This window comes from Flavobacterium sp., from assembly GCF_027484205.1.
In the GTDB taxonomy this organism is placed as follows: Bacteria; Bacteroidota; Bacteroidia; order Flavobacteriales; family Flavobacteriaceae; genus Flavobacterium.
In genome coordinates, this window is sequence record NZ_JAIXUB010000030.1 from 37,496 (window position 1) to 52,861 (window position 15,366).

At 28.2% G+C, this 15,366-nt stretch carries 13 protein-coding genes; 8 read left to right on the forward strand and 5 right to left on the reverse strand.

Translation table 11 applies throughout. The features are described 5' to 3' along the window. Positions 1 to 92 precede the first annotated feature (92 nt). The 7 genes from Q0049_RS16245 to Q0049_RS16275 all read left to right on the forward strand — a co-directional run bounded on the left by Q0049_RS16245 (position 93) and on the right by Q0049_RS16275 (position 9,485). Positions 93 to 2,282, forward strand: a complete 2,190-nt coding sequence (locus Q0049_RS16245; protein ID WP_298122165.1) for a glutamine synthetase III — start codon at positions 93 to 95, stop codon at positions 2,280 to 2,282. Between the two features lie 114 nt (positions 2,283 to 2,396). Next, a complete protein-coding gene (locus tag Q0049_RS16250) occupies positions 2,397 to 3,272 on the forward strand; it encodes an OmpA family protein (RefSeq protein WP_298122167.1) in 876 nt (291 codons plus the stop codon). A 3-nt stretch (positions 3,273 to 3,275) separates the two neighbouring features. After that, on the forward strand, positions 3,276 to 4,022 hold the full coding sequence (locus Q0049_RS16255) for an OmpA family protein (protein WP_298122168.1): 747 nt from the start codon (positions 3,276 to 3,278) through the stop codon (positions 4,020 to 4,022). Positions 4,023 to 4,166: 144 nt separating this feature from the next. Then, positions 4,167 to 5,345 carry an AIR synthase related protein gene (locus Q0049_RS16260; protein WP_298122170.1) on the forward strand — a complete coding sequence of 393 codons (1,179 nt, stop codon included), beginning with the start codon at positions 4,167 to 4,169 and terminating at the stop codon, positions 5,343 to 5,345. A gap of 486 nt (positions 5,346 to 5,831) precedes the next feature. After that, the gene (locus Q0049_RS16265; protein ID WP_298122172.1) at positions 5,832 to 7,484 is read left to right on the forward strand and encodes a hypothetical protein; all 1,653 of its coding nucleotides are present in this window, start codon (positions 5,832 to 5,834) and stop codon (positions 7,482 to 7,484) included. A 927-nt stretch (positions 7,485 to 8,411) separates the two neighbouring features. Then, positions 8,412 to 8,768 carry a hypothetical protein gene (locus Q0049_RS16270; RefSeq protein WP_298122175.1) on the forward strand — a complete coding sequence of 119 codons (357 nt, stop codon included), beginning with the start codon at positions 8,412 to 8,414 and terminating at the stop codon, positions 8,766 to 8,768. Positions 8,769 to 9,326: 558 nt separating this feature from the next. Next, positions 9,327 to 9,485, forward strand: a complete 159-nt coding sequence (locus tag Q0049_RS16275; protein ID WP_298122178.1) for a hypothetical protein — start codon at positions 9,327 to 9,329, stop codon at positions 9,483 to 9,485. Between the two features lie 474 nt (positions 9,486 to 9,959). On the opposite strand, the gene rluF is transcribed toward Q0049_RS16275, so the two are convergent. From rluF to Q0049_RS16300, 5 genes are all read right to left on the reverse strand, one after another. Further along, positions 9,960 to 10,745, reverse strand: coding sequence for a 23S rRNA pseudouridine(2604) synthase RluF (gene rluF, locus Q0049_RS16280; RefSeq protein ID WP_298122181.1), 786 nt, complete (start codon positions 10,743 to 10,745; stop codon positions 9,960 to 9,962). 134 nt (positions 10,746 to 10,879) lie between these two features. Next, entirely contained in the window at positions 10,880 to 11,716 is an 837-nt protein-coding gene (locus Q0049_RS16285; RefSeq protein WP_298122185.1) for an alpha/beta fold hydrolase, read from the reverse strand. Between the two features lie 132 nt (positions 11,717 to 11,848). Beyond that, positions 11,849 to 12,628 (reverse strand): C4-type zinc ribbon domain-containing protein, encoded by a 780-nt coding sequence (locus Q0049_RS16290; protein WP_298122188.1) that lies wholly within the window; start codon positions 12,626 to 12,628, stop codon positions 11,849 to 11,851. A gap of 3 nt (positions 12,629 to 12,631) precedes the next feature. Continuing rightward, a complete protein-coding gene (locus tag Q0049_RS16295; protein WP_298122191.1) occupies positions 12,632 to 13,726 on the reverse strand; it encodes a Nif3-like dinuclear metal center hexameric protein in 1,095 nt (364 codons plus the stop codon). Positions 13,727 to 13,745: 19 nt separating this feature from the next. Continuing rightward, a complete protein-coding gene (locus tag Q0049_RS16300; RefSeq protein ID WP_298122194.1) occupies positions 13,746 to 14,309 on the reverse strand; it encodes a hypothetical protein in 564 nt (187 codons plus the stop codon). A gap of 49 nt (positions 14,310 to 14,358) precedes the next feature. Between Q0049_RS16300 and lpxK the strand changes: the two genes are divergently transcribed. Further along, complete coding sequence (lpxK, locus tag Q0049_RS16305) at positions 14,359 to 15,366, forward strand: tetraacyldisaccharide 4'-kinase (protein WP_298122196.1); 1,008 nt, start codon at positions 14,359 to 14,361, stop codon at positions 15,364 to 15,366.

A 15,366-nucleotide genomic window follows, 5' to 3' on the forward strand; every position in this document is an offset into this window, starting at 1 on the left:
CCCTAAAAAAATAGGGTATAATTATTTTTTAATCAAAATATTATTATATTTGCATCAAATTAATAGGGTATAACTTTTAAAAACTTAATTTTATGTCAACTTTACGTTTTCAAGCATTAAAAGATGCATCAGGCAGAAAGCCAGTAAAATTTGAAGAAGCTGGAAAAAAATCAGCTCTTTTTGGTTCAAATGTGTTTAACGACAAAGCAATGAAGCAGTATTTAACTTCAGATGCTTACAAAGGTGTTAAAGATGCTGTCCAACACGGAACTAAAATTGACAGAAAATTAGCAGATTATATTGCAATGGGTATGAAAGAATGGGCACTTTCTAAAGGTGTTACTCATTATACACATTGGTTTCAACCTTTAACAGGAACAACTGCTGAAAAACATGATGCTTTTTTTGAGACTTCTTATGACGGTTCAGATCCAGTTGAAAAATTTGGTGGTGGACAATTAGTACAACAAGAACCAGATGCTTCGTCTTTCCCAAATGGAGGAATTAGAAATACATTCGAAGCTCGTGGATATACAGCTTGGGATCCAACTTCTCCTGCATTTATTTTTGGAACAACTTTATGTATTCCTACAGTTTTTATTTCTTACACTGGTGAAGCTTTAGATTATAAAACACCACTTTTACGTGCTTTAAATGCTGTTGATGAAGCAGCTACAGAAGTTTGTAAATATTTTGATAAAAACGTTAAAAAAGTAACAGCAACTTTAGGTTGGGAACAAGAGTATTTTCTTGTAGATGCTGCTTTAGCAAATTCTCGTCCAGATATTGTTATGACAGGTAGAACATTACTTGGTCATACTTCTGCAAAAGGACAACAATTAGACGACCATTATTTTGGTTCAATTCCTTCTCGTGCATTAAATTATATGAGAGAATTGGAGGAAGAATGTATGTTACTTGGAATTCCAGTAAAAACGCGTCATAATGAGGTTGCTCCAAATCAATTTGAGTTAGCTCCAATTTTTGAAGAAACTAATTTAGCGGTTGATCACAACTCTTTATTAATGGACGTAATGTCAAAAGTAGGTGAGCGTCACGATTTTAAAGTACTTTTCCATGAAAAACCTTTCAAAGGAGTAAATGGTTCAGGTAAACATAACAACTGGTCGTTAGCTACAGATACTGGTGTAAATTTATTGTCACCAAGTAAAACGCCGATGAGTAATTTACAATTCTTATCGTTTTTCATCAACACAATTAAAGCGGTTAATGAATATGAAGAATTAATGAGAGCATCAATCGCAACAGCAAGTAATGACCACAGATTGGGAGCAAATGAAGCGCCACCAGCTATTATTTCGGTATTCATTGGTGAGCAATTGACAAAAGTTTTGGCTGAATTAGAAGGTGTTTCTAAAGGAAAACTTTCTCCAGAAGAAAAAACCGATTTAAAACTGAATGTTGTTGGTAAAATTCCAGATGTAATGTTAGATAATACGGATAGAAATAGAACTTCTCCGTTTGCATTTACAGGAAATAAATTTGAGTTTAGAGCTGTTGGTTCATCTGCAAATTGCGCTAATGCCATGACTACGTTGAATTCGATAGTTGCAAAACAATTGAAAGATTTCAAGAAAGAAGTAGATGCCTTAATTGAGAAAAAAGATTTAAAGAAAGATGAAGCTATTTTCAATGTATTAAGAGAATATATTAAAGAAACTAAAAACATCCTTTTTGAAGGAGATGGATATAGTGATGCTTGGGAAAAAGAAGCTAAAAAACGAGGTTTGAGTAATCACAAAACAACTCCAGCTGCTTTGAAAGCTAAAGTTTCTCAAAAAGCATTAGATTTATTCAAAGAATTAAATGTAATGAATCATGTTGAGGTAGAAGCGCGTTACGAAATTGAATTAGAAGAATATACTAAAAAAATCCAAATTGAAGGAAGAGTTTTAGGAGATATTGCTCGTAATCATGTAATTCCAACAGCTATTCGTTATCAAAATACTTTAATTGAAAATGTTCGTGGATTGAAAGAAATCTTCGGAAAAGACTTTGAGAAAATTGCAAAAGAACAAATCACTTTAATCAAAGAAATTTCAGAGCATATTGAAGGAATCAACACACAAGTTGAAGCGATGACTGAAGCTCGTAAAAAAGCAAATGCATTAACTGATGCTCAAAAAATGGCTGAATCTTATTGCGATAAAGTAAAACCTTATTTTGAAGTAATTCGTGAGCATTGCGACAAATTAGAACTTTTAGTTGATAATGAAACTTGGACATTGACTAAATATAGAGAATTGTTGTTTACAAGATAGTTTTTAAAGTACTTCGACATACTCAGTGATATACAAAACCTGTTATTAAATTAGCAGGTTTTTTTTGTGGAATAACTTTTGCTATCTAAAATTAATTTTATGTAAATTCGTTAAATGAATAGGAAGAAATTATTTTTTGCGATTATATTTTTAGGAGTTTTAGTTTTTGCTAATGCTCAGGAAAAATTTGTGGTTTATTTCGATAATAATAAATATGATTTAAGTAAAACAGAGCAGGCTAAGTTTGATAAATGGATTTTAGAAAATAAAACATCTAAAATTCTTTCCATTACTGGTTCAACAGATGAGGTTGGTTCTTCAGGTTATAATGACACACTATCTCAAAAAAGAGTGAATACAATTTATTCATTTGTTAATGGTAAAATAAAAATTAGAAATGATTTTAAAACTATTAGCTTGGGTGAAAAAGGCGCAACTTCAAAAAATAAAGCCGAGAATCGAAAAGCAATAATTCACTACATACTTGAAAAAGATTTAGCAAAAGAAAATGAAATTTTAGGAATCACTCAAGTCAAAGCCGAATCTCAAATTATCCAAGAAGAAGAGATTATTCCAATTGAAGAAGAAGCTATGCATTTTCCTGAAGGTGCAACTTTGCAAGACAAAATTGAACTTTCTACTAAAGGAACTTTGATTCGTTTAAATGACATAAATTTTCATATCAATACGTTTGCAATCATGCCTAAATCTAAAACTACAATCATGGATTTAGTTAGGATTTTAGATAAATATCCAAAAATAAAAATTGAAATTCAAGGTCATATTTGTTGCGTCGATAAAGATGTGAAAAACCTATCTCTTGATAGAGCAAAACAAGTCAAAAGAATTTTAGTTTATGAAGGAATCAATGAAAGGAGAATAAAAGTCAAAGGATTTGGCGTTTCAAAACCTAAATATGAAATTCCTGAAAAAAGCGAATTTGAAGCTGCTCAAAACAGAAGAGTAGAAATTATGATTTTAGATAAATAGATTATGAAAAAGTTTATTGTTTTAGTTCTTTTATTTTCGAGTTCTCTTTTTTCACAAGAGAAAATTGAAGTTTTTTTTGATTTTAACGAGGACATTCCAAATGTAACATCAACAGAGTTTTTTAACATTTGGATGAATGAAAATCGAGATGTTGAAGTTGTAAAAATATCAGGATATTGTGATAGTATAGACAATAGTAAATACAATAAAGATTTAGCTTCTCGAAGGATTAAGTCAGTTTTAGAAAATTTGAAAATAAGTAAAATTGCAATTAATCCAAAAGTTATAATTGATAATAACGGAAAGGATTTTAAACAATCAAAGAATCAAGCAGAGAATAGGAAAGTAGTTATTTACTTCAACAGAAATAAACTTTCAAATAGTATAAGTAAATCAAATAAAGGCGATTTAATTAAACTAAGAGCATTAAATTTTTATAATAATTCTGATGTAATTGTCCCAAAATCACAACCAGTTTTGAAAGAACTATTGGATATAATGAAATCTAAACCAAAATTAAAAATTGAAATCCAAGGTCATATTTGTTGTAAATTACCAAATCAAGAGGATACAGTTTCTGAAGCAAGAGCTAAAGCCGTTTATGATTATTTAATCAAAAATAAAATTGATAAAAGCAGGATGACTTACAAAGGTTATGGAGTATCAAGTCCTATTTATAAAATTCCTGAGAAAAACGATTTTGAAGCAGACGAAAATAGAAGGGTTGAAATTTTAATTGTTGAAAATTAATAAATATTGTCTTTATAGTTTTAAATTAAATAGAAAACCATTGCGATGAAAAATCATAATTTATTTCTTTATTCGTGATTCAAATTACTATCTTTGCTCAACAACTTTACCCTGAGATTCTCGAAGGGAACAACACACTAAAAAATGAGTTCTGATACGAATCAACGCTATGCAATGCGCGGAGTTTCAGCTTCTAAAGAAGATGTTCATGCTGCCATTAAAAATATTGATAAAGGTTTATTTCCAAAAGCTTTTTGCAAAATTGTACCTGATTATTTAACAAACGACGAAGCGTATTGTTTGATTATGCATGCCGATGGTGCTGGAACAAAATCATCTTTGGCATATATGTATTGGAAAGAAACTGGCGACATTTCAGTTTGGAAAGGCATTGCACAAGATGCTTTGATTATGAATATCGACGATTTACTTTGTGTTGGTGCTACCGATAATATTTTACTTTCATCAACTATTGGCAGAAATAAAAATCTGATTCCTGCTGAGGTTATTTCAGCAATTATCAACGGAACAGAAGAATTAATTCAAGAATTAAAATCATTTGGTGTCACGATTCATTCCACTGGCGGTGAAACGGCTGACGTAGGCGATTTAGTTCGAACTATTATTGTTGATTCAACAGTTACAGCTCGAATGAAGCGTAGTAATGTAATTGATAATGCCAATATAAAATCTGGTGATGTTATTGTTGGTTTAGCTTCTTTTGGTCAAGCCAAATACGAAAAAAGTTATAATGGCGGAATGGGAAGCAATGGATTGACTTCTGCGCGTCATGATGTTTTTGCTAATTATTTAGCAGAAAAATTCCCTGAAAGTTTTGATAGTTCTGTACCACAAGAGTTGGTATATTCTGGAAATGTAAAATTGACAGATGTAGTTGAAAATGCGCCAATTGATGCTGGAAAATTAGTGCTTTCACCTACAAGGACGTATGCACCAATTATAAAATCTATTTTAGACAAATATTCTCATAACGACATTCACGGAATGGTTCACTGTTCTGGTGGTGCACAAACAAAAGTGTTACATTTTGTTGATAATGTTCACGTTATAAAAGATAATTTATTTCCGGTTCCACCACTTTTCAAATTGATTCAAGAACAATCAAAAACCGATTGGAAAGAAATGTACCAAGTTTTCAATTGTGGTCACCGCATGGAATTGTATGTTCCACAGGAAATTGCGAATGATATTATTGAAATTTCAAAATCATTTGGCGTTGCCGCACAAATTGTAGGTAGAGTCGAAACTTCTGAAACTAAAAAGCTAACAATTCAATCAGAATACGGAGTTTTTGAGTATTAAAACTTTATTTATTTTGATATTTTTTTTCATTTGTAGAAATAGTTCTACATAAAAATAATTGATAATTTTTTAAAATTTTAACAAAAAAAAGTATGGTTTTTTGATTGTCAAGGCTTTACTTATTTTAATAATTTGTCATTTGTAGAAATAGTTCTGTTAAAAAAAATGATAGAAAATTCTTATAAATTTAACTAAAAACTTTGATTCACATTAATTTTAAATGATATATTTGGAATAGTTATAACTAAAGAAAACGTTCATACATTAACGAAAAAAATAAATAGCGTTCTGCTTTTAAAATCTCTTTTTCTGAAATAGCGAAAATTTCATAAGTACAAGATAAGTTAAATCGGATACATCTACAATTTGTGTAGGCGTTCCTTTTTGCCTTGTACTTGGGTTTTCACGAGACTCTGAAACGAGTATTTAGGTTCTGCTTACGTTTTTTATTTTTTTTAACTATTAATTTATATTATTTTAACACACATGAAAATCAAGTTTAGTTATTTATTAAAAGCCCTATTTATCTTTATCTCATTATTTTTTTTAGGTTGTGAAACCCAAGAGCAAGTTCTATCGAGTTCAGAAAATTTCAAAAAATATCAAATTAATTTTGACGAATTCAATATTGACAAAAATGCAAAATCTGCTCTAGATCAAATTAAAGAGGAACAAATACAAAATAGGCAAGCAAAAAGTGGAGATGCACAACAAAAAATCATGTATAATAAAGAATTTGACTTTTACATTGATACAGAAAAAATTGTTGTCGTTGAAAATAGCAATTACAGACAATACACTTTTCCAATTTATAGAACAAGAGAAAATGTAAAACTTGAAAACCTAGTTATTAAATCTAAAAATAACGAACCTTTTAAAGCATACACAATCAAATATACACTTACCGCTTTAGAAAAAGAAATCATTTCTAATGGTGGTTATGTAGATGTTAGTGATGACACAGAAATAAGCACATTAAGCAAATTTGCACAATTAGAAGATGGTACTTGTTGGGAAACTGTTACTGTAACAAGTCAAGCAACAGGATGGGATGATGAAACATGGCAACAAGTTCCGTGTCCTGGTTCACTTAGCGGTGGAGGCGGATCTGGTTATATTCCAAATTTTAATACAGGAAATGGAGGAATTGGAAGTTTTCCAATTGGAGATACTAGTGGAAATGGTGGAGGATTTCAAACCTCTGGTGGAGGAAGCTATTCAAACATAAATTATATTGTTGCAACTCCCACAGCTTCTTTAGAGCAAACTCAAATTAAGAACTTCATGAACTCATTAACTGACGAGCAACATGATTTTTTATATCCAGAAATTGATTTAAACAATTTATCTCAAAATGATAACTCAACAGCTGATAGTGTTATTGAATATTTGAATGAAAATGATTTTTCTGAGGAGAGTCAAGATTATGTGGAAGAATGGATAGATTACGTTATTGCAAATTATACTGAAGACAATATAGAAGATTTAATAAATGTTCTAGATTTTATGGCAGACGGAACAATAGATGGTTTAACATTGCCAACGCCTGTTGGTGAAAGTATAACAGATATGGCAGATTTTTTAGATTGTATCGACTTAACCCAAGGTGGTTCGATAACCATTTCAGCTGATCAACCTAAAGCAGGTGCTCATAATTTATATACTTCTTCAGGTGGTGTAGGACACACTTTTATAACTATTAAACAAGGAACTAAAGTAAAATCATTTGGATTTTATCCTGTTAGCGGTCCAATGTCGCTTTCACCCAATAGTTTAACTATCAACCCTGGAGATTTTGTTAATGTACCTGGAGTATTTAAAAGCAATCAAAATACTGCATTTGATGTAAGTATTACTACCACAATAAATTCTATACAAATGTCTGAAATTGTTAATGGTGTTATTGGTATTGCAGAATCTAATCCATCATATAATTTGGGAAGTATGAATTGTACTGATATAGGTATAATTATTTTTGAATCTACAGGAATCAGTATTCCTGATGCTGAATCAACAAATCCATTATGGCAGGGACAAACTCCGGGAACTTTAGGACAAATTTTAAGAGCTATGCCTTTACCTACTGGTACAACTAGAAATACAACTGGCGGAAACTCACCTTCAAATAATTGTGATTGATATGGAAAATGTAAATAAATTTAAAGTTTTAACATTGTTGTGTTTTCTTCTAATCGTTTTTCCTGGTGATAAAATTTCTATTGTTAATTTTTTTGGCATATTAGCATTATTATTAGATGGATTAGGAAGTTTACAAAGTTTTAATGATGATTATCCAATAACAATCGAAATATTTTTAGCAATATCAATTTGTTTCTCATTAATTTTAATTTTCAAAAAAAATAAATTTATAACTTTATTATGTTTTATTACACAATATTCTTTTTTATTACATTCTTTTAAAATGGATTATTTGCGTTATTGGTATTTTTCAGTTCCATTTTTTTTATATTTTTTGTTGAGTTTAACTGTTATTTTTTTAGTTTTCAAAAACGTGATGAAGTGTATTAATATTTTTTTTAAAAGATTGTAATTAAATTTTATATTATGAAAAAAAAAATGCTTCAATAATATTATTTCTAATATCCAATCTAATTTTTTTTCAAAATTGAAAAAATAGTCTGTACACAACCGATTTAACGAAAATTAATGAAAAAGAAACTGTTTACATCTATTTTAAACAAAGTAAACTAGAAAGTTGTACCGAAAAGGTAAATAACAGAAAAACAGTAAATCCAAATTTTATACAGATTTATACTGTTAGAACTGATTTACACAACTCTATTAAATTCTTCTATTCAGATTATATTGATGTAGAACATTACGAAAAAGATGAAAAATCTGATATTAAAATTGTAAAAAAATCATTTTTGAGAAAAAATAAAGAGAATATAATCGATATTAATTTTTTTATTGTTAATGGATATAGAGAGTCATTTCGTCATTTAACTAGAAAAAAGATCTATTTAATTGATCAATCTGAAATAAAAAATAAAAAGATAATCTTAAAAGAAGTTCAAATGAATATTCTAAAAAGTGAATAAGATTATGAAAAAAATAACTTTATTAACAATACTTTTTTTTGCATTTAGTTGTAGCAATTCAAAGAATGAAATTAAATTCATAAACAATTCAGAGGTTGTTATTGATAGCGTAAAAATTTTTGGAAACAAAAAATGTAACCCAATAATTTTTTATGGAATTAAACCTAATTCTATTTTCAAAGAAAAATTAATAAACTGTGATTCCTTAGATAATGATGGCTCTTTTTTGGTAAAAATTTTTTATGATAAAAAGAATATAAGTAAACACTTTGGTTACTATACTAATGGATATCCTGTATTTAAAGAAATTATTTTTGATTATAATAAAAATGATATAATAAATATCAAAGAGTTTCACTAAAGTAAATTTATGAAAACATTTAAATTTTTAATTCCAACAATAATATCAATTTTATTAGTTATTACATTGATATCAGATTATAAAGTTCTTAATCTAAATTTAGGAAATTTTTGGTTGAATATTAATTCTATTTATATAATTGTGTTTGGTTTAATTATTTCATATTTAGCATTCTTAACTAAATTATTTATGAAAGTTTGCATAATATTGGCTTTTATTTTTACAGCTTTTTTAATGTTATTTATTATTGATTCAATAACAAATATCAGTAATCAATCTTTACTTTTATATTTATCAATATTATCAATCTCATTGTCTATCATTAGTTTTTTAAGCCATTTTAAATTACCTAAATAAATCGCTTTTTGCTTTAAAAGAAGTAGAAATTATAAAAGTCAATTTTTTGATTAAAAAAAATAATTATGAAGTATTTTTTCCTTTTTACCACTAGTGAAGTTATAAGAACATTGATGTATATTATTTTTATAATTATTGTTTTAAGTTTTTTGAAAGTTTGTTTAAAATTTTTAAAAAAGAAATAATTTAAATATTAAAAATATGGAAAATAAAGTCTATGAAACAGAAACAGTTTGGAATGCAGATTATATTTTAAACTCATTATGGCAAATTTTGAATTTAGTTTTTATAGTTGTAATAATATACTACATTATTAAGCTCTATAGAAAAATTAGTAAATATTTAGATTGGAATTCTTAAGTCATTCCTTAATTTTAAACAATGCTGGTTAAAATCAGCATTGTTTTTTCTTATGAATGTTTGTGCTGCTTAAATAATCAATAAATAGAAAACAGCTAGCGAAATTTATTGTTTACTGTTACTTAAATTAAATTATCATGAAAGAAACATTAAAAATTATAGGTTATTTGATTCCAACAATTTTTCTTATTTTATTACTTTACTTTTTAATTAATTTTTATTTGATTTTTAAAAAATATTTTCAAGTAAAAAGTAAATATTATGAAATTAAATTAAAAAATTTAGAGAATAAAAATGGAAAAGATTCTTAATGATTTAGATTTTGGTTTATTGATATGGCAATTAATGATGATAACAGTATTTGTTATAGTTGTTTTTAGTTTAATTAAACTGTACAAAAAACTGATCAATTATCTTGATAGAAAATAAATTATTACTTAACACTGATTAATTGTAAAATTAGTCAGTGTTATTCTATTTTCTTCTAAAATCTTTTCTTGGAGTAAAACTTCTTGGAGTTACTTTTGGTAAACTAGCTTCTTCCGTTTTGCTTGAAGGTTCAATCAGTTCGTTGAGTTGTTTTATTTCGGCATCAGTCAATTCTCTGTATATTCCTATTGGAACATCTAAAGAAATATTAATAATTCGAGTTCTTTTTAAAGCCGTAACTTCATAGTCAAGATATTCGCACATTCTACGAATTTGGCGGTTCAATCCTTGAGTAAGAACAATTCTGAAAACATATTTACTAACTTGTTCTACTTTACATTTTCTGGTAACGGTTTCTAAAATAGGAATTCCGTTTGCCATTCTATCAATAAATCTATCTGTAATTGGTCGGTTTACCGTAACGATATATTCTTTTTCGTGATTGTTTCTTGCTCTTAAAATTTTGTTTACAATATCGCCATCATTGGTCATAAATATCAACCCTTCACTGGCTTTATCTAATCGTCCAATTGGAAAAATTCGCTCGTGATAATTGATATAATCTACAATATTATCTCTCACTTCAAGATTAGTTGTGCATTCAATTCCTGGAGGTTTGTTGAACGCTAAATAAACTCGTTTTTGAGTATTTTCTCTAACCAATTTTCCATCAACACGCACTTCATCAGAAGGTGAAATTTTAGTTCCCATTTCAGGAACTACACCATTAATTGTGACTCTTCCTTGATCAATCAATTTGTCTGCTTCACGTCGAGAGCAAAATCCGGTTTCCGATAAAAACTTGTTAATACGAGTTAGATTTTCTTCCATTATGCAAAGATAGATTATTTTTTCAGTTTGCAGTTTTAGATATCATTTTTCACATTACCATTGATATTGAAATTGCCATTGAAATTGCCATTGCCATTGAAGTTGCTATTGATATTGAAATTGCCATTGAATCATCACTGAATAAAATCTACAATAGTTTGGTATAAATAGGCATCATGCATGCTGTGCCCAAGTCCTTTAGTTTCTACAAATTCAGCTGCTTTCCATGCATTTGAAATCTTTTTTCCTTCTTCAAAAAGTACTACAGTATCATGAACATCATGCGCAATTAATCCAGAAATTTTAGAATCTTTCATGAATTTAGCAGCCGAAAAATCTTCAATTGTTACCTTAAATCGTTGTTTTGTATAATCAATTAAGGATTGATGAACACGTTTATTTAAACTTAGCATTTTAATATAATTATCTAAAATTACTTTAAAATCTGAAGGTGCACCAAGTAAAACAATTTTTTCAAAATTATGGTTGTAATGTGCTTGAAAATAAGCAATTGCATTTCCACCAATAGAATGTCCAATTACAATTTTAGGATTGTATTTTTGGACAATTTTATCTATATATTCGGCATAAGTAGGAACATTAAACTCTTTTCCACTACTCATGCCATGAGCTGGACCATCAATTGCAATGATAGTTTTACCAGTTTTTTTAAGATGATTTAAAAGTTTTTTCCATCGCGAAGCATTACTTTCCCATCCATGAATTAAAAGAATTACATCTTCATTTCCATTCCATTTATAAGTTTGAAACTGATGTTGGTTGTGAATATGTGTTTCTTGTTCCGCTTTTTGTAATGTTTTAGGAACAGCATTAGGTTTGATTTTACCTTTTCGAGGTTCGCTGAAAAGTTTGTAAGCAAGTGCAAATGCTTTTTTTGGAGCAATGTAGCTAAGTAAGTTAATATAACATCCAACGCTTTTTACAATAAGAAATTGAAATACTTTTTTCATATGTGTTGATAATATTTTTTAGTGATCACATATGGTATCACCTTTTTATCAATGGATTTTGTTTTCAACAAATAAGTTTTTAGTGGCGATTTCATAAAAAAAAATCCCGACATTAAATCGGGATTTGAGATATTACATTTTTGCAAATATTTTTTCCATTTTTTCTTTTTCTTCATCTGCTAATGAAGCATCAACTAAAATTCTTCCTGAATGTTCATCAGTGATGATTTTTTTTCTTGAAGCAATTTCAACTTGTGTTTGTGGAGGAATTGTAAAAAATGATCCTGCTGAAGCACCACGCTCAATTGAAACAACTGCTAATCCATTTCTTACACTTGAACGAATTCTTTTGTAAGCGGCAAGTAATCTTTCTTCAATTTGTCCTTCATATTCAGCTGATTTTTCTGTTAAGAAAGATTCTTCTTTTTGAGTTTCAGCCATGATATCATTCAACTCCGATTTTTTATGCTTTAAGTGAGTTGTTTTTTGCTCTAATTTTTCTTTAGAATTTGAAACAACTTCTTTTTTGTGTTCAATAGAAGCTTTCAATTCTTTAATTTGCTTTTCAGCTAATTGAATTTCTAATTCTTGAAATTCAACTTCTTTAGTTAAAGCGTTGAATTCTCTGTTATTACGAACATCTTTTTGTTGTTCAGTATATTTTTTGATTGCTGCTTGATGATTCTCAATAGCATTCTTTTTAGCTTTGATATTATCTTCAATAGTTACTAAGTCGTTTTGAAGTTTTTCTAAACGAGTAGTCAAACCTGCTACTTCATCTTCAAGATCTTCCACTTCTAAAGGCAATTCACCTCTAACATTTCTGATTTCGTCAATTCTAGTATCGATTATTTGTAAATCGTAAAGCGCTCTTAATTTTTCCTCAACGCTCAATTCTTTTGTAGTAGCCATATTTTATAAGTACTTAACTGGATTTGTATTTTCTTCTGATAAAACGATTGCAAAATTAGTAATTTTTTCTTTAAGAAAATCAACAATATAATTTTTTGTATATCTTTCGCTTTCAAAGTGACCAATATCGGCTAAAACTATCTGATTTTCAGCTTCATAAAAGTTGTGATATTTCAAATCAGATGTTAAAAAAACATCAACATTGGCTTGAATTGCGTTTTTTATCGCAAAACTTCCTGAACCACCAAGAACTGCAACCTTCTGAACTTGTTTTCCAAGCAGTTCCGAATGACGAATTCCACCACATTGCATTGTATTTTTTACAAATTTTAAAAAGTCAGTTTCGGACATTGGATTTTCAAGTTCTCCTATCATTCCTAATCCAATATTTTGATGTGAATTTTGTAAATCATAAATTTCATAGGCAACTTCTTCATAAACATGATTAGAAAAAAGAGCTTTCAGTATTTTGCTTTGCAAATGTTTTTCAAAAGTAACTTCGATTTTAATTTCTTGTGCTTCAACAAATTCAAATCGTTCTCCAATTTCAGGATTGCTGTTTTCATTTCCCATGTAAGTTCCAATTCCTTGTGAGTTGAAACTACAATCTTCATAGTTGCCTATTTTTCCCGCACCAGCATTAAATAAAGCATTTCGAACTTTTTCTACATTTTCAGGAACAGTGTAAGTTACCAATTTTTGAATGAAATTTTGTTTAGGAACTAAAATTTTAGTGTTTTTTAATCCTAAAGCATCACAGAAAATTTTGTTGACACCATTTTGATGGTTATCTAAGGCAGTGTGAACAGCATAAATAGCAATATCATTTTTTATTGCTTTTAAAACCGAACGTTCTACATAATTTTTACCAGTAATTTTTTTTAAACCACTAAAAAGAATAGGATGGAAGCAAACAACCAAATTACATTTCTTAGCTATTGCCTCATCAATCACATTTTCTAATGCATCATGACAAACTAAAATTCCTGTAGCTTCATCGTTTTGATTTCCAACTAATAAACCTACATTGTCAAAATCTTCAGCATAAGCTAAAGGAGCCATTTCTTCAAGTATGGTAAGTATTTCTTTTATTTTCATTTTGTGTCAAAATCTAAAATTAAGTTTCCCATTCATTAATTGTCTCTACTATTGTCCACACTCCATTTATGTTTTCAAATAATAAGAATCGGCTACTATTATGTTCTATATTTCTATAAAAAGCTACTTTTATGAGACAATATTTTTGAGCAAAATACATTGGTTTTCCAACAATCATTAAGCGTTGGTAGTTTACATTGTTTTTTGTTGAAACTTTTTGAAACTCTTCTAATGATAAGCAATTATTGACTTTGCTTTTTAAATGGGCATTTTCGGTTGCAAAAATGGTATTGTATTCTGCTAACCAATTTTCTTCTGATTTATCATTAATTTGTTTCTTTATTTCAGAAGCATTTTTTTTCAATAAATCATTTTTTGAAATTGCTTCTAAAACTTCTTCATTATTAGGAGCTTTATTGCAGTAGAAACTAAGAAACTGTAATCTGTTTTTGACAATTACTTTTTCGTTAGCATAATACTTCGATAAAATAACTTTTAGAATGGAAGTATTATGATTTTCTTGCGAAAAACCTATCTGAAAGCAAAATATAAAAGCGATTAATAATTTAAAATCAAATCTCATTTTTTAAAATTAATTTCAATCCAAAGATAAAAAATTATACTTTCGTGCTATGATTATTTTAAGGTATTTACTTTTTCCTTTTTCTATTTTATACGGATGGATAACTTCTATAAGAAATTTTCTTTATGATAAAGGATTTTTAAAATCGTATTCATTTGATATTCCTATAATTGCTGTTGGAAATTTAAGTGTTGGCGGAACAGGAAAAACACCTCAAATTGAATATTTAATTCGTTTGCTTTCGCCAAATTATAAGATTGCAACTTTAAGTCGTGGTTACAAAAGGAAGTCAAAAGGGTTTGTTTTAGCTGATGAAAAATCAAATGCAGAAATTCTTGGTGATGAACCATTTCAAATGCATCAAAAATTTTCAAATGTAAAAGTAGCTGTAGATGCTGATAGAAAAAATGGTATTGAGCAATTATTAAGTTCAGAAGATAAACCTCAAATTATTTTGTTAGATGATGCCTTTCAACACAGAAAAGTTAAGGCTGGATTTTATATTTTACTTACTTCTTTTGATGATTTGTATTATGAAGATTTTATGCTCCCAACAGGAAATCTTCGTGAGAGTAGAAATGGTGCTAAAAGAGCAAATGTAATTATCATTACAAAATGCCCAAAAGATTTATCTGAAATAACAAAAGAAAAAATCAGACAAAGTATTAATTTGAATATTTCTATATTTTTTAGTTTTATTGATTATGATGATAAAGTTTACGGTGAAAATGATTCAATAAATGTCAGTGAAATAAAGTTAAAAGATAAATTATTAGTAGCAGGAATTGCAAAACCAGAACCTTTTTTTGATTTTATAAAATCTGAAAATGATTTAAAGTTAATTTATCCAGATCATCATCATTTTTCAATTAATGATGTTAATGAAATTAAAGTAAAATCAAAGGATAAAGTTATTATAACCACAGAAAAAGATTATGTTAGATTGAAAGATATGAACATTAAAAATCTTTATTACCTGCCTATTAAAAGTAATTTTACTTCAAATGACTCTGCGTTTAATAGTTTGTTGCATAACTATATTTCTACAATTTGTTAA